This window comes from Paracoccus sp. SJTW-4 (assembly GCF_047716885.1).
GTDB lineage: Bacteria > Pseudomonadota > Alphaproteobacteria > Rhodobacterales > Rhodobacteraceae > Paracoccus > Paracoccus solventivorans.
The window spans coordinates 1,175,920-1,190,776 of the sequence record NZ_CP136681.1; the positions used below are offsets into that span (position 1 = coordinate 1,175,920).

The window sequence follows — 14,857 nt, forward strand, 5'->3', positions numbered from 1 at the left end:
TTTGCCAAGGGCCGACCTTTCCAAAATCTCGCCATGGAATGGCTGCCGCCGCGGCGCGATGCAAGCCGACAACCGCGTGAGTGCGCGCGCTCTTTCTTCATCATGAAAATATCCCGCGGGATCGTCGTATACGACGATGGGGGCGCGAAGCCCCCGGCTCGCCTGCACGAACCCCGCGGCTTGCAGCCCGCCCGCCACGCTGCCACAACCGCGCCATGGCCAAGCCCGTCACCTCGTTCACCTGCACCGCCTGCGGCGCCAGCCACCGCAAATGGGCGGGGCGTTGTGAAGCCTGCGGCGAATGGAACTCGATCGTCGAGGAAGCGCCGCTGAGCCAAGGCCCCGGCCGCGGGCTGGGGGCGCAGCGCGGGCGCACCATCCCGCTGTCGGGCCTGTCCTCGACCGAGCCGCCGCCGCCGCGCACGCCCTCGGGCATCGCGGAACTCGACCGGGTGCTGGGGGGCGGGCTGGTGCCGGGCAGCGCCATTCTGGTCGGCGGCGACCCGGGGATCGGCAAATCCACGCTGATGCTGCAGGCCGCGGCCGCATTCGCCCGCGCCGGCAGCAACACCGTCTATGTCAGCGGCGAAGAGGCCGGCGCCCAGCTGCGGATGCGGGCGCAGCGGCTGGGGCTGGCGGATGCGCCGGTGCGGCTGGGGACCGAAACCGCGCTGCGCGACATCCTGACCACGCTCGACGCCGAACGCCCCGACGTGGCGGTGATCGATTCGATCCAGACCCTGTGGTCCGACACGGTCGAGGCCGCGCCGGGCAGCGTCGGCCAGGTCCGCGCCGCCGCGCACGAGCTTGTGACCTTCGCCAAGCGCAGCGGCGTCGCGGTCGTCATCGTCGGCCATGTCACCAAGGACGGCCAGATCGCCGGCCCCCGCGTGGTCGAGCACATGGTGGACACGGTGCTCTATTTCGAGGGCGAGCGCGGCCACCAGTTCCGCATCCTGCGCGCGGTCAAGAACCGCTTCGGCCCCTCGGGAGAGATCGGCGTGTTCGAGATGACCGGCGGCGGGCTTTCCGAGGTCGCCAACCCCTCGGCGCTGTTTCTGTCCGAACGCGGCGAGCCCGTCGCCGGCAGCGCGGTTTTCGCGGGAATCGAGGGCACTCGCCCGGTGCTGACCGAAATCCAGGCGCTGGTCGCGCCCTCGACGCTGGCCGCACCGCGGCGCACGGTGGTCGGGCTGGACAGCGGCCGCGTCTCGACCATTCTTGCGGTGCTCGAGGCCCGCTGCGGCATCCCCTTTGCCGGGCTGGACGTGTTCCTGAACGTGGCGGGGGGGATGCGGGTCGCGGAACCCGCCGCCGATCTCGCCATCGCCGCCGCGCTGCTGAGCGCGCGCGAGGATCACGCCCTGCCCGCCGATACCGTGCTTTTCGGCGAGATCAGCCTCTCTGGCGCGCTGCGCCCGGTGGGCCAGGCCGAAAACAGGTTGAAAGAGGCGCGGAAACTTGGTTTCTCACGCGCGATCCTGCCCGAGGTCCAGAAGGTCGAGGGCGGCGGCGGAATGGACCTGTCCCGGACCGCCGATCTGACGAGTTTCACGGGCGAGACCTTCGGCGCCGGATGACCGGGCCGGGCGACCGCTTTCGCTAGGCGGGGCCGCGGCGTGCTGCCGGCACCGGGCAAAAAGGGCTGACAGATGGACGGTTTCACCCTGATCGACGGCATCGTGGCGGCGGTCATCATCCTTTCGGCGATCCTCGCCTATTCACGCGGCTTCGTGCGCGAATCGCTGGCCATTCTGGGCTGGATCGGGGCGGCGGTGCTGGCCTTCGTCTTTGCCGGGGCGATGCGGCCGTTGATCGCGCAGATCCCCTATGTCGACAAGATCATCGCCGACAACTGCGAACTGGGGATGATCGCCGGTTTCGCGGTGGTGTTCGCGCTGGCGCTGGTGGTGTTTTCCATCCTGACGCCGCTGTTTTCCTCGGTCGTGCAGCGCTCGGCGCTGGGGGGCGTCGACCAGGGCATGGGCTTCCTGTTCGGGGTGGCGCGCGGGGTGCTGCTCGTGGTCATCGCCTTCATCGTCTATGACCGGGTGATGACCACCCAGCGGGTCGAGATGGTGGACCAGTCGCGCTCGGCGCAGGTGTTCCGGCAGATGAGCGGGCAGCTGAACGACCAGATCCCGCAGGATGCGCCGGGCTGGCTGGCCGCGCGGTTCGAGCAGCTGGTGCGCGACTGCGATGCGACCGGCACCACGGTGACGCCCGCGACTGCCACCCCCGCGCCTGCTGCGCCCGCCGCCCCCGCCGCACCGTCGGCGAACTGATCCCTTGTTAATCCGGCGCACAGCCGGGGCGTGACTTTTGCGCGCCGGCGCATTAGATACGGCACCGAAGGTCCGGGCGCCCGCGCGCGCCCCGCCGCCAGCCCCTGTTTTCCGAAAGCCAAGGCCCAGCCATGCAGCCCTTTCTAGCGGACCCCTTCGACAGTGACCGCCTGCACGAGGAATGCGGCGTCTTCGGCGTGATCGGCATGGCCGAGGCCGCCAATTTCGTGGCGCTGGGGCTGCACGCCCTGCAACATCGCGGGCAAGAGGCCGGCGGCATCATCTCGTATCACCCCGACAAGGGCTTCAGCAGCGCGCATCGCTTTGGCTATGTGCGCGACAATTTCACCAAGGCGTCGCTGATGGAGACGCTGCCGGGCGAGATCGCCATCGGCCATGTCCGCTATTCCACCGCCGGCGCCAAGGGCCCCGCGATCCGCGACATACAGCCGTTCTTCGGCGAGTTCGCGATGGGGGGCTGCGCCATCGCCCATAACGGCAACATCACCAATGCGGTCGCCCTGCGCCGCGAGCTGATCGAGCGGGGCTCGATCTTCCAGTCCGGCTCGGACAGCGAATGCATCATCCACCTGATGGCGCGCTCGATCCAGCGCTCGATCCCCGAGCGGATGAAGGACGCGCTGCGCCGCGTCGAGGGGGCGTTTTCCGTCATCGCCATGACCCGCACCAAGCTGATCGGGGTGCGCGATCCGCTGGGCGTGCGGCCGCTGGTGCTGGGGCGGCTGGCGGGGGGCGCCTACGCGCTGGCCTCGGAAACCTGCGCGCTGGACATCATCGGCGCCGATTTCGTGCGCGAGATCGAGCCGGGCGAGATGGTGGTGATCTCCAAGGGGCTGATCGAAAGCTCGCGCCCCTTCGGGCTGTCGGCGCCGCGGTTCTGCATCTTCGAGCACGTGTATTTCAGCCGCCCCGATTCGATCATCGGCGGCCGTTCCGTCTATGAGACCCGCCGCCAGATCGGCGTGGAACTGGCGCGCGAGGCCCCGGTCGACGCCGATCTGGTCTGCCCGGTCCCCGACAGCGGCACCCCGGCGGCCATCGGCTTTGCCCATGAAAGCGGGATCCCCTATGGGATGGGGATCATCCGCAACCAGTATGTCGGCCGCACCTTCATCGAGCCGACCGACCAGATCCGCAACATGGGCGTGCGGCTGAAGCTGAACGTGAACCGGGCGCTGGTCGCGGGCAAGCGGGTGGTGCTGGTGGACGATTCGGTGGTGCGCGGCACCACCTCGCGCAAGATGAAGGACATGATCCTGGACGCGGGCGCGGCCGAGGTGCATTTCCGCATCGCCTCGCCCCCCACCGCTTGGCCGTGTTTCTACGGCGTCGACACGCCGGACCGCGACAAGCTGCTGGCCGCGCGCATGTCGCCCGAGGAGATGCGCGACTGGATGGGGGTGGACAGCCTCGCCTTTGTCTCGCTGGACGGGCTTTACCGCGCGGTGGGCGAGGCTGGCGGTCGCAACGACCGCTGCCCGCAATATTGCGACGCCTGTTTTTCCGGCGACTACCCGGTCGCGCCCTTCGACCAGCTGCAGCGCGGCTTTCGCATGAAGCCCGACCCGCTGTCGGGCGATGCCGAGGCCCAGCCCGACCAGTCCGGGTATGAGCCCGTGGACCACACGTTGACCCCCAACAGCGCCACCCGCGCCGCCAGCTAGTAATCCATGATCGCCGCGATCAGGGCACCATAGCGGCGCTCGGTCTCGGCCTGCGCGGCGGCGACTTCGGGGATCGCCAGCAGCCGCGCGTATTCCGCGCGCAGGGCTTCGCCGTGGCGGTCGGAAAAGCCGGTATCGCGGATCCGCGCCCCGGCGATGCGGTCGAAATAACCCGAGGTGTGGCGGGCGTTCGCCTCGCCCATGGGCGCCGCCCCCCGGCCGCGGTCATGGCGCAGCAGGTACGAGGCCAGCGACTTGACCGCGTAATGGTTGTAATGGGCCAGCCCGTGGCGGATGTCCTCGACCGGCACGTTGCGCAGCACCTCCCACAGCTTGCCGCCCGGCGGGATCGCAAAGCGCGAACCGTCGGCGCGCAGCACGGTCAGCGCATCCTCGCCGCGGTAGCCGACCACCGAGTGGTTGTGGATCTGCCGGAACCGCCCCACTCCGCGCGCCAGGGTCTTGACCGGGCGGTTGGCGCCATGGCGCGCGGGCAGGCGCAGGGGGAACTGTTCCGTCACCAGCCCCGGCTGCCAGCGCGGGTCGCGGCTGGTGCCGAAGGTCAGCGGGTTCAGCATGATGATGTCGTCGCCCGCATCGGCCTGCGCGGTCAGATCCTGCACACGCCCGCCGCCGGTGGTCACGTCCAGGAACTCGTCCGCATCCAGCACCATCAGCCAGTCAGCCGCATCCAGCCCGTGGCGGCGGCGGATTCCGGCATAGGCGGAATGCTGCGGCAGCTCGCCCGGCTTGACCCGGTTGCGGTAATGGGTGATCGCGCCCGCCCGGTCCAGCGCGTCCAGCAGCAGGTCGGTGCCGTCGCGGCAGTCGTTCGAGGCGATGAAGATGCGGTCGAAGCCGATGGCGCGGTGATGGGCCACGAACTCCAGCACGAACGGCCCCTCGTCGCGCATCGAGCACATCAGCACATGGCCGCGCGCGCCGCTGGCGGCTCCTCCGGGCGCGGATGGATCGTCCGGGGGCGTGGCTTGGTCCTGCATGGCTGCCCTGCTGCTGCGGATGGCGCGCAGGCGTCAGCCCGGCGGCGCGGTCCCGTCCGGGTCGGCGCTGCGTTCGGATTCGGCCTTGGCCTGCCGGACGATCGAGTTGAACAGGTCCTGAACCTCGCTGTCGGACAGGTCGTCCACGGTGGTTCCGGGCGGCAACAGGGCTTCCACGGCGTTGCGGGTAGGGTGATGCATGTTCTGCGCTCGAATGACTTGGAATGCTGCGCGGGCTGGACCCGCGCGCCGGATTGGCCGCCCGACATTCGAAATCTTATCCAAGCACCCGCGGCGACCCAAGGCGGCACCCCGGCCGGGAACCATCACAAAACCGTGGCCGGCGGGAACCCGCCGGCCTGACGCTGCGTTACCGGCCTGCGGACGGGGATTCCCCCGCCCGCGGCTGGCGGGGTCAAAGCCCCAGTTCAGCCTCGACCTCGCCCAGCGATTTCTCGACGATCTCGAACATCTCGTCGGCCTGGACGCGGGTGATGATCAGCGGCGGGCAGAACCCGACGCTGTCGCCCATGTTGCGCGAGATCAGCCCGTTGCGCTGCATCGCCGCGTTCATCATCGCGCCCAGCCGGCCGACGGTGGTGACGGATTTCGCCGCCTTGTCCTCGACCAGCTCGACTGCCGCGATCAGCCCGACGCCGCGCACCTCGCCCACCAGCGGGCGGTCGGCCAACGTCGCCAGCCGGGCGCGGAAATGCGCACCCACCTCGCGCGCGTTCGCCACCAGATCGTTGTCCTGGATGATCGCCAGGTTTTCCAGCGCCACCGCCGCCCCCAGCGGGTGGCCGCCGCCGGTAAAGCCGTGGCCAAAGGTGCTGATCCGGTCGCTTTCATCCGCGATCGGGTCATAGAAGCGCTCGTTCATCACGATGGCGGAGAACGGCACATAGCTCGAGGTGATCTGCTTGGACAGCACCATCACATCGGGCCGGATCCCGTAGAGGGTCGAGCCGAACATCTCGCCGGTGCGGCCAAAGCCGCAGATCACCTCGTCAGCGACGAACAGGATGTCGTATTTCGCCAGCACCGCCTGGATCTTGTCGAAATAACCGCGCGGCGGCACCACCACGCCCCCCGCGCCCATCACCGGCTCGGCCCAGAAGGCGGCGACGGTATCGGGTCCCTCGCGCAGGATCAGCGCCTCGAGTTCCTCGGCGCAGCGGGTGGCGAACTGCTCCTCGCTTTCGCCCTCGCGGCCCTCTTTCCAGTAATGCGGGCAGGTGGTGTGCAGCACCCGCTCGATCGGCAGGTCGAAAGAGCGGTGGTTGTAGGGCAGCCCGGTCAGGCTGGCCGCGGCGATGGTGACGCCGTGATAGCCACGGATGCGCGAGATGACCTTTTTCTTTTCCGGCTTGCCCAGCGCGTTCGAGCGGTACCACACCATCTTCAGCACGGTGTCGTTCGCCTCGGACCCCGAGTTGGTGTAGAACACCTTGCTCATCGGCACCGGCGCGATGGCGACCAGCTTTTCGGCCAGCTCGATGGCGGGGCCGTGGCTCTTGTGGCCGAAATTGTGATAGAAGGGCAGTTTCTCCAGCTGCCGCATGGCCGCGTCGATCAGCCGGCGGTCCTTGAAGCCGACGCCCACGCTCCACAGCCCGGCCATGCCCTCGATATAGCGGTTGCCGTTGTTGTCGCGGACATGGATGCCCTCGCCGTCCTCGATGATCATCGGGCCGATCTCGGCGTGGCGGCGGGCGTTGGTATAGGCGTGGAAGTGATGCGCGATGTCCTTCGCCTCGGGGGTGTCGGCGAAATTGGTCAGGTCATCCATGTCGTGCGGTCCTGTCGTGCGGTGCAGTTGGGGCGGCGGTGCCACCGGCAGCCATGCGCCCTGGGCGCGCCGCTGTCGAGCCCCGAGTGCTTGACCAAGGTTTGATCCGGTGCAAACCATGGCCCAAAACCGGGGGGAACGGCTCATGCCGCATCAGCGCATGTTCCGCGGCAGGCTGTCCGACATCGACATCGCCAGCCTGCGCGAGTTCATCGAGATCGTCGAGGCCGGCGGCATCACCGCCGCCGAAGGCCGGCTGGGCAAGGGAAAATCCGCGATCAGCCTGGGGCTGTCACGGCTGGAATCGCGACTTTCCATGCGCTTGTGCGAACGCGGCCGGTCCGGGTTCCGGCTGACCGAACAGGGGCAGATGGTGCATTCCGCCGCCGTCGAGCTGATGGCCGAGATCGCCCGGTTCAGCGATTTCATCGGCGCCGCCGCCAGCCGGCTCGAGGACGAGATCGCCATGTTCGCCGACGACAGCTTCCTGTTCGAGTTCGGCGAGCCGCTGGCCCGCGCCATCGCCCGGATGCATGATCGTTACCCGAATCTGGAACTGAACCTGCGGATGACCTCGCCTGACCAGATCCTCGCCTCGGTGCTGGAAGGGTCGGCCGATCTGGGGTTCACCGCGCTGATCGCCCCCAACAAGGCGCTGGTCGCCACCCCCGTCTGCAAGGAGCGGATGGGCATCTTCTGCGGGCGCGAACATCCGCTGTTTGCCCGCGACGACGCGGCGCTAACCATGGACGAGCTGCGCCGCCACGGTTTCGTCGCCGCCGAGGTCGCGCAGGAGCCAGCGTTTTCCGATTTCCTCGGCGGGTTCCGCATCGCCGCCACCGCCCCCACCATCCTGTCGCGGATGGTGCTGGTGCTGTCCTCGCGCTATCTCGGCTCGCTGCCGCTGGCCTTTGCCGCGCCCTGGGTGGAACGCGGCGAGGTGCGCGAGATCGCGGTCCCCGGCAGCCGCGGCGCCAACACCTGCTATCTGATCCACCGCCGCGCACGGCCGCTGGGGCTGGGCGGCTCGATCTTGCGCAGCATGATCCTGGACGAGTTCGCGCGCGAAGCCGCGGGCTGAGCCCCCTTCTGTCCCGCCGTCCCGCCTGTATGCTGCCCCAGACCCCGCCGCGAGAGCCGCCCATGACCCGCATCCTGCAGATTTCCGACCCTCATATCGGCGTGCCCGGCCGGCTGCTGGGCGGGATGATCGACACCGCCGCCGCGCTGAGCCGCACGGTGGAGTGGATCGCCCGCAACCTGCGCGCCATCGGCCCGGTCGACGCGGTGATCGTCACCGGCGATCTGGTCGAATCCGGCCGCCCCGAGGAATACGCGCATTTCCTGCGGCTGATCGCGCCGCTGCCGCTGCCGTGGTTCGCCATCCCCGGCAACCACGACAACCGCGAGGTGATGCGAGAGGCGTTTTCCCATCTGCACTGGATGCCCGACCACGGCGCGATCAACCTGCATCTGCAATTCGACCGGCTGGACGTGGTGGCGCTGGACAGCCACGTCCCCGGCGCGGGCCACGGAATCCTGGGCAACGGCACGCTAGGGTTCCTCGACCGGGCGCTGGACACTGCCGGGCGGCGGCCGGTGCTGGTGGCGGTCCACCACCACCCGTTCCGCTCCGGGATCAAGGCCATGGACGCGCTGGCGCTGCTGTCGCCGGAACCGCTGCTGGCCGGGCATCGCGCCGGGGCGCAGCTGGTCTGCGGGCATCTGCACCGCGCGGTGACAACGGTGGCGGCGGGGGTACTGTGCCTCAGCTGCCCCAGCCCGTCGCACGCGGTGGCGCTGCGACTGCAACCCGAGCAGCCGCTGGCGCTGATGCTGGAACCGGGCGCGATCATGCTGCATTGCGCCGAGGAGGGCGCGATCCGCTCGCATCTGGTGCCGACCGCCCCCGCCCCCGGCCCGATCGAGGCCGGGGCTTGAAGCCTAGCCGCCCTGCCCCGCCGGGATGTGGATATGGGGCGCTGCCGCCTGCACGATGGGGTCGGCGGCGGCGCCGGCGCGCAGCGCCTCGATCAGTTGCGCGCGCATCCGATAGGTCCAGAAATCATTGATATGCCCAGCCACCGCCAGCTCGGGCTGGCCGGGCTGGCTGCGGAAGAAATCGGCGATCTGGGTCGCCATGCGGATCAGCTTGTCGGGCATGTCACGCGCTCCTGATGCGCTGGGGGTGGGTGTAAAGGTCGAAGCTGCCCGCACGGGCGCGCCCGATCAGGGTCAGGCCGGCGGCCTCGGCCCAGTCGATGGCCAGCCGCGTAGGGGTGCTGGCGCCGGCCAGCAGGCCCGCACCAATACGCGCGGTCTTCTGCACCAGATCGACCGACAGGCGCGAGGTCATCGTGATGATCCCGCCGCCGGGGTCGATGCCGCGCGCCGCCAGCGCGCCCACCAGCTTGTCCAGCGCATTGTGGCGGCCGACATCCTCGCGCACCAGCGTAACCTCGGGCGACCAGAAACCGGCGGCGTGGATCGCGGGGGTGTCGCGCCAGCGGCGCTGCCCCTCGGCCAGCGCCTGCATGGCCAGGGCGATGTCACCGGGGGTGGCGGTATAACCGGCGGCCACCGGCAGCACCGGCGGCAGCGCCGCGGCGATGCTGTCGACGCCGCAAAGCCCGCAGCCGACTGGGCCGACCATGCTGCGCCGGCGTTCGGCCAGACCGGCGGCAAGACCCGGGCGCAGCCACAGCCGGGTTTCCAGCGCCGGCAACCCGGGCAGCGCCGCGGGCGGCGCCACCGCCGCCACCTGCGCATCAGTCACGTCGCCCACGGCCGCAATCAGCCCCTCGGTCAGCGCGAACCCCAGCGCGAGGTCGTCCAGATCATGCGGCGTCGCCATCAGCACCGCCTGGCTGGTGCCGTCCACGACAATGGCGACCGCAGCTTCCTCGGGCGGGGCGGGCGCGTCGGAGAGGTCCCAGCCCGCGCCCGACCAGCGCCGCAGCGGGGACGCAGAGGCGGCCGGTCCGGCCGGCACTGCCGGACCGGCCGCGCGGGAAACCACCCCGCCTGGCCCTGCGCCTTCGGTTGCACCCGCCCTGCCGTCCGGGGACGGCGTTGCCTCACCCAGCGGGAACGCATCCGAAGCCCTGCCGCCCCCGAAAGGGGACGGATCGTTGTCTTTCACGGCGTCGCGGCGCGCGGTTGCGCCTGCGCCGGTCATTCCGCCGCCGGCAGGATGCGCCGCGACAGCTCGGCGTGGCGGGCATAGCTTTCCTGCCACTCGCTCGGCCCGTTCGAGGGGCTGACCTGCACCGCCGTCACCTTGAACTCGGGGCAGTTGGTGGCCCAGTCGGAACTGTCGGTGGTCACCACATTGGCCTGGGTGCCGGGGTGGTGGAAGGTGGTGAACACCACCCCCGGCGCCACCCGTTCCGTCACCTCGGCGCGAAGGGTGGTTTCCCCGGCACGGCTGGCCAGCCGCACCAGATCGCCCTGGCGGATGCCGCGGTTCTCGGCGTCGTGGGGGTGGATCTCGAGCACATCCTCGGGGTGCCAGACGGTGTTGTCGGTCCGCCGCGTCTGCGCACCGACGTTGTACTGGGTCAGCGTGCGCCCGGTGGTCAGCAGCAGCGGAAAGCGCGGGCCGCTGCGTTCATCGGTCGCGACATATTCGGTGTTGATGAAACGGCCCTTACCGCGCACGAAGCCGTCGATATGCATCACCGGCGTGCCCAGCGGCGCCGCCGCGTTGCAGGGCCACTGCACCGAGCCTTCGCGGTCCAGCAGGTCGAAGCTGACCCCGGCAAAGCTGGGGGTGGTCAGCGCGATCTCGTCCATGATGTCCGAGGGGTGGGCATAATCCCAGCCGCCGCCCAGCCGGTTGGCCAGCATCTGGGTGATTTCCCAATCCTCATAGCCGTTGCGCGGCGCCATGGCGCGGCGGACCATGTTGATGCGGCGTTCGGCATTGGTGAAGGTGCCGTTCTTTTCCAGGAAGGTCGAACCGGGCAGGAACACATGCGCATAATTCGCCGTCTCGTTCAGGAAGATGTCGTGAACGATCAGGATGTCGAGGCTGGCCAGCGCCTGCTGCACATGGCTGGTGTTGGGGTCGGATTGCAGCACATCCTCGCCCTGGCAATACAGGCCCTTGAAGCGGCCGGCGGTCGCCTCGTCGAACATGTTGTTGATGCGCAGCCCCGGTTCCTCGGACAGCTCCACCCCCCAGACGCGTTCGTAGATCGCCCTTGTCTCGGGGTCCGAGACATGGCGGTAGCCGGGGTATTCATGCGGGAACGAGCCCATGTCGCACGAGCCCTGCACGTTGTTCTGGCCGCGCAGCGGGTTCACCCCGGTGCCGGGCTTGCCGATATTGCCGGTCAGCATCGCCAGGTTGGCAATCGCCATCACCGTGGTCGAGCCCTGCGAATGTTCGGTCACCCCCAGCCCGTAATAGATGCTGGCGCGGGGGGCGGCCGCATAGGCGCGCGCCGCCTGCCGGATCAGCTCGGCGGGAACGCGGCTTTGCGCCTGCACCGATTCCGGCGCGTGGCGGGGGTCCAGCAGGAACTCGCGATAGGCCAGGAACTCGTCCCAGTCGCAGCGCTCGCGGATGAAGGCGTCGTCCTGCAACCCCTCGGCCACGATCACATGCGCCATCGCGGTCAGCACCGCGACGTTGGTGCCGGGCATCAGGGACAGGTGCAGCCCCTCGCCCCCATGCACCGTGTCCAGCAGGTCGATGCGGCGCGGGTCGATCACGATCAGCCCCGCCCCCTGTCGCAGCCGCCTGCGCAGCCGCGAGCCGAACACCGGATGCGCGTCGGTCGGGTTCGCCCCGATCACCAGCGCCAGGTCGGTATCCTCGACCGAATCGAAGTCGTGGGTGCCGGCCGAGGTGCCGAAGGTGGTCTTCAGCCCATAGCCGGTGGGCGAGTGGCAGACCCGGGCGCAGGTGTCGGTGTTGTTGTTGCCAAACACCGCCCGGGCCAGCTTCTGGACCAGATAGGTTTCCTCGTTGGTGCAGCGCGACGAGGTGATGACCCCGATCGAATCGCGCCCATGTTCAGCCTGCGCGCGCCGCAGCCGCTCGGCGGCGAAATCCAGCGCCTCGTCCCAGGACACCTCGCGCCAGGGGTCGGTATGATGCTCGCGTACCATCGGGTGCAGGATGCGTTCGGCATGGGTGGCATAGCCCCAGGCAAAGCGGCCCTTGACGCAGCTGTGGCCGTGGTTGGCCTTGCCGTCCTTGCTGGGCACCATCTTGACCACGGTTTCCCCGCGCATATGCGCGTCGAAACTGCACCCCACCCCGCAATAGGCGCAGGTGGTTTTCACGATGCGGTCGGGGGTGCCGATCTGGATCACCGAGTTTTCGACCAGCGATCCGGTCGGGCAGACCTGCACGCAGGCGCCGCAGCTGACGCAATCCGACGACAGGAAATCGTCCGACGCCATCCCGGCGCTGACCCGGCTGTCGAAGCCGCGGCCCTCGATGGTCAGGGCGAAGGTGCCCTGCACCTCTTCGCAGGCGCGCACGCAGCGCGAACAGACGATGCACAGCGAGGGATCGAAGGTGAAATAGGGGTTCGAGTCGTCCGGCGCCCGGTATTCCGGGTTCGGTGTGCCGTCATTCCACGGCTGCACGTGGTTCTTGCCGGGGGCATAGCGCATTTCGCGCAGGCCCACCGCCCCGATCATGTCCTGCATTTCCGAGTTGCCGGTGATCGGGCTGCCCAGCAGGTCCTGCGGGTGGTCGCTCAGGTAAAGCTCCATCACCCCGCGGCGGATGCGGGCGATCTCGTCGGTCTGGGTGTGGACGACCATGCCCTCGGCCACCGGGGTGGTGCAGGATGCGGGCGTGCCGCGCATCCCCTCGATGGCGACGACGCACAGCCGGCACGACCCGAAGGCCTCAAGGCTGTCGGTGGCGCAAAGCTTGGGCACGGTGACGCCGGCCAGCGCCGCCGCCCGCATCACGCTGGTGCCCGCAGGCACGCTGACCGGGATGCCGTCCACGCTCAGCGTGACCGTCACATCCGAACGCACCGCAGGGGTGCCCAGGTCCCGCAGGTCGGGGATGATGAAATCCTTCATTCCGCAGCCTCCACCCGACGCGCGCGGCCGGTGAAATCGTCAGGGAAATGCGTCAGCGCCGACATCACCGGATAGGGCACGAAGCCCCCCAGCGCGCACAGGCTGCCCCATTTCATGGTGTTGCACAGATCGGCCAGCAGCGGCATCGCCGCCGGGTCGCCCGCGGCGATGCGGTCGATGGTCTCGACGCCCCGGACCGAACCCACGCGACAGGGCGTGCATTTGCCGCAGGATTCGACGGCGCAGAACTCCATCGCGAAGCGGGCCAGCGCCATCATGTCGGCGGTGTCGTCAAAGACCACGATACCGGCATGGCCGACCAGCCCGTCCTTGCCGGCGAACTCTTCGTAGCCGAAGGGGGTGTCGAACAGCGCCGGCGGGAAATAGGCGCCCAGCGGGCCGCCGACCTGCACCGCCTTGACGGGTCGGCCGCTGGCGGTGCCGCCGCCGATCTGCTCGACAATCTCGCCCAGCGAGCGGCCGAATGCGATCTCGCACAGCCCGCCGTATTTCACGTTGCCCGCAATCTGCAGCGGCATGGTCCCGCGCGAGCGCCCGATGCCATGCGCCGCATAGGCCGCCCCGCCGTTGGCCATGATCCACGGCACCGTGGCCAGCGAGATCACGTTGTTCACCACCGTCGGCTGGCCGAACAGCCCCTGCAGCGCCGGGATCGGCGGCTTGGCGCGGACCACGCCGCGCTTGCCCTCGAGGCTGTTGAGCAGGCTGGTTTCCTCGCCGCAGACATAGGCGCCGGCGCCGACGCGGACCTCCATGTCGAAGCGGTGGTCCGAGCCCAGCACGGATGCGCCCAGCACCCCGGCGACGCGGGCGATGTCGATGGCGGCGCGCATGGCGCGGATCGCGTCGGGGTATTCGCTGCGGATATAGACATAGCCGCGGGTGGCCCCGACGGCGATGCCGGAAATCGCCATGCCCTCGATCAGGGTGAAGGGGTCGCCCTCCATCAGCATCCGGTCGGCGAAGGTGCCGCTGTCGCCCTCGTCGGCGTTGCAGACGATGTATTTCTGCGCGGCCTCCGCCTTGGCGACGGTGGCCCATTTGATCCCGGTGGGGAACCCGGCGCCGCCGCGGCCGCGCAGGCCGGAATCGGTGACCTCGGGGATGATGCGCGCGGGGGCGGCAATGGCGGCTTTCAGCCCCTCGAGCCCGCCATGCGCCTTGTAATCTTCCAGCGACAGCGGGTCGGTCACGCCGACGCGGGCGAAGGTCAGCCGGGTCTGCGCGCGCATCCACGGCAGTTCCTCGACCGGCCCCAGCGCCTTGGCGTGGCCCTGCGGGTCGGCCAGGATCGCCGCCACCTCGTCGGGTTCGACAGGGCCGAAGCCGTGGCGGATGCCGTCGATCTCGATTTCCAGCAGCGGCTCAAGCCAGACCATGCCGCGCGAGCCGTTGCGGATCGGCTGCTGGCCGCAGGCGCGCACGGCGGCCGCCACCTCGTCCGCGCCCAGCGCGCGGGCGGCGGCATCAACGGGAACCCAGATCCGCATCAGCGCACCCCCCCGGCCAGCGCCACCAGCTTGTCGGTGGTGGCGCGTCCGACCAGCCGGTCATCCAGCTGCGCCGAGGGGCCACAGGCGCAAAGGCCAAGGCAGAACACCGGCTCCAGCGTCAGCCGCCCGTCCGGGGTTGTCTCGTGCCAGTCGAGCCCCAGCGCGGCCCGGACCTGTTCCGCCAGCGCATCGGCACCGACCGACTGGCAGGCCTCGGCCCGGCACAGCCGCAGCACATGGCGGCCGGCGGGCTTCTGCCGGAAATCGTGGTAAAAGCTGACCACGCCGTGGATCTCGGCCCGGCTCATCCCCAGCGCCTCGGCGATCACCGGCTGCGCGGCCTCGGGGATCATGCCCCATTCGGCCTGCACGTCATGCAGGATCGGCAGCAGCGGGCCTTCGTCGCCCAGATGGCGGGTGATGATCGCCTGCAACCGTTCGAGGGGCTCGCCTGTCAGCGCGGCAATCGGCGGCGTGTTCGGCGGGCGGTTGATGTTGGAGGTCGGCTGCATAAGGCTCCTCAAGT

At 69.4% G+C, this 14,857-nt stretch carries 12 protein-coding genes and 1 pseudogene; 5 read left to right on the top strand and 8 right to left on the bottom strand.

What is annotated here, in order from left to right; all coding sequences use genetic code 11:
* The first annotated feature begins 215 nt into the window (after positions 1-215).
* The 3 genes and pseudogenes from radA to purF form a co-directional block, all read left to right on the top strand.
* Positions 216-1,580 carry a DNA repair protein RadA gene (gene radA / locus RSP45_RS05755; protein WP_415393580.1) on the top strand — a complete coding sequence of 455 codons (1,365 nt, stop codon included), beginning with the start codon at positions 216-218 and terminating at the stop codon, positions 1,578-1,580.
* 72 nt (positions 1,581-1,652) lie between these two features.
* A complete protein-coding gene (locus tag RSP45_RS05760) occupies positions 1,653-2,285 on the top strand; it encodes a CvpA family protein (RefSeq protein WP_415393581.1) in 633 nt (210 codons plus the stop codon).
* Positions 2,286-2,416: 131 nt separating this feature from the next.
* Positions 2,417-3,865 (top strand): annotated as a pseudogene (purF, locus tag RSP45_RS05765) (amidophosphoribosyltransferase); the annotation flags it as partial.
* A gap of 101 nt (positions 3,866-3,966) precedes the next feature.
* On the opposite strand, the gene RSP45_RS05770 reads toward purF, so the two are convergent.
* From RSP45_RS05770 to RSP45_RS05780, 3 genes are all read right to left on the bottom strand, one after another.
* Positions 3,967-4,971: a glycosyltransferase family 2 protein gene (locus RSP45_RS05770; RefSeq protein ID WP_415393582.1), complete on the bottom strand. Its 1,005-nt coding sequence runs from the start codon at positions 4,969-4,971 to the stop codon at positions 3,967-3,969.
* A 33-nt stretch (positions 4,972-5,004) separates the two neighbouring features.
* Positions 5,005-5,172, bottom strand: a complete 168-nt coding sequence (locus RSP45_RS05775; RefSeq protein ID WP_159435536.1) for a hypothetical protein — start codon at positions 5,170-5,172, stop codon at positions 5,005-5,007.
* Positions 5,173-5,386: 214 nt separating this feature from the next.
* A complete protein-coding gene (locus tag RSP45_RS05780) occupies positions 5,387-6,763 on the bottom strand; it encodes an aspartate aminotransferase family protein (RefSeq protein ID WP_415393583.1) in 1,377 nt (458 codons plus the stop codon).
* A 145-nt stretch (positions 6,764-6,908) separates the two neighbouring features.
* Here RSP45_RS05780 and RSP45_RS05785 point away from each other — a divergent pair, with 145 nt between their 5' ends.
* Together RSP45_RS05785 and RSP45_RS05790 are read left to right on the top strand one after the other, a co-directional pair.
* On the top strand, positions 6,909-7,844 hold the full coding sequence (locus tag RSP45_RS05785; RefSeq protein WP_073060126.1) for a LysR family transcriptional regulator: 936 nt from the start codon (positions 6,909-6,911) through the stop codon (positions 7,842-7,844).
* 62 nt (positions 7,845-7,906) lie between these two features.
* Positions 7,907-8,704 (top strand): phosphodiesterase, encoded by a 798-nt coding sequence (locus RSP45_RS05790; protein ID WP_415393584.1) that lies wholly within the window; start codon positions 7,907-7,909, stop codon positions 8,702-8,704.
* A gap of 3 nt (positions 8,705-8,707) precedes the next feature.
* On the opposite strand, the gene RSP45_RS05795 is transcribed toward RSP45_RS05790, so the two are convergent.
* The 5 genes from RSP45_RS05795 to RSP45_RS05815 all read right to left on the bottom strand — a co-directional run bounded on the left by RSP45_RS05795 (position 8,708) and on the right by RSP45_RS05815 (position 14,843).
* Entirely contained in the window at positions 8,708-8,926 is a 219-nt protein-coding gene (locus RSP45_RS05795) for a formate dehydrogenase subunit delta (protein ID WP_073060133.1), read from the bottom strand.
* A gap of 1 nt (position 8,927) precedes the next feature.
* Positions 8,928-9,755, bottom strand: a complete 828-nt coding sequence (gene fdhD, locus RSP45_RS05800; protein ID WP_415393585.1) for a formate dehydrogenase accessory sulfurtransferase FdhD — start codon at positions 9,753-9,755, stop codon at positions 8,928-8,930.
* A 182-nt stretch (positions 9,756-9,937) separates the two neighbouring features.
* On the bottom strand, positions 9,938-12,817 hold the full coding sequence (fdhF, locus tag RSP45_RS05805; protein ID WP_415393586.1) for a formate dehydrogenase subunit alpha: 2,880 nt from the start codon (positions 12,815-12,817) through the stop codon (positions 9,938-9,940).
* Positions 12,814-14,328, bottom strand: a complete 1,515-nt coding sequence (locus RSP45_RS05810; RefSeq protein WP_415393587.1) for an NADH-ubiquinone oxidoreductase-F iron-sulfur binding region domain-containing protein — start codon at positions 14,326-14,328, stop codon at positions 12,814-12,816. Before RSP45_RS05810 ends, fdhF begins: the two co-directional genes overlap by 4 nt.
* A complete protein-coding gene (locus RSP45_RS05815; RefSeq protein ID WP_415393588.1) occupies positions 14,328-14,843 on the bottom strand; it encodes a formate dehydrogenase subunit gamma in 516 nt (171 codons plus the stop codon). Before RSP45_RS05815 ends, RSP45_RS05810 begins: the two co-directional genes overlap by 1 nt.
* Positions 14,844-14,857: the final 14 nt, after the last annotated feature.

What these genes read in the sequence shown, in the direction of transcription:
- radA (WP_415393580.1), top strand. Translation starts at nt 216, where the DNA reads ATGGCCAAGCCCGTCACCTCGTTCACCTGCACCGCCTGCGGCGCCAGC.
- RSP45_RS05760 (WP_415393581.1), top strand. Translation starts at nt 1,653, where the DNA reads ATGGACGGTTTCACCCTGATCGACGGCATCGTGGCGGCGGTCATCATC.
- RSP45_RS05770 (WP_415393582.1), bottom strand. Translation starts at nt 4,971, where the DNA reads ATGCAGGACCAAGCCACGCCCCCGGACGATCCATCCGCGCCCGGAGGA.
- RSP45_RS05775 (WP_159435536.1), bottom strand. Translation starts at nt 5,172, where the DNA reads ATGCATCACCCTACCCGCAACGCCGTGGAAGCCCTGTTGCCGCCCGGA.
- RSP45_RS05780 (WP_415393583.1), bottom strand. Translation starts at nt 6,763, where the DNA reads ATGGATGACCTGACCAATTTCGCCGACACCCCCGAGGCGAAGGACATC.
- RSP45_RS05785 (WP_073060126.1), top strand. Translation starts at nt 6,909, where the DNA reads ATGCCGCATCAGCGCATGTTCCGCGGCAGGCTGTCCGACATCGACATC.
- RSP45_RS05790 (WP_415393584.1), top strand. Translation starts at nt 7,907, where the DNA reads ATGACCCGCATCCTGCAGATTTCCGACCCTCATATCGGCGTGCCCGGC.
- RSP45_RS05795 (WP_073060133.1), bottom strand. Translation starts at nt 8,926, where the DNA reads ATGCCCGACAAGCTGATCCGCATGGCGACCCAGATCGCCGATTTCTTC.
- fdhF (WP_415393586.1), bottom strand. Translation starts at nt 12,817, where the DNA reads ATGAAGGATTTCATCATCCCCGACCTGCGGGACCTGGGCACCCCTGCG.
- RSP45_RS05810 (WP_415393587.1), bottom strand. Translation starts at nt 14,328, where the DNA reads ATGCGGATCTGGGTTCCCGTTGATGCCGCCGCCCGCGCGCTGGGCGCG.
- RSP45_RS05815 (WP_415393588.1), bottom strand. Translation starts at nt 14,843, where the DNA reads ATGCAGCCGACCTCCAACATCAACCGCCCGCCGAACACGCCGCCGATT.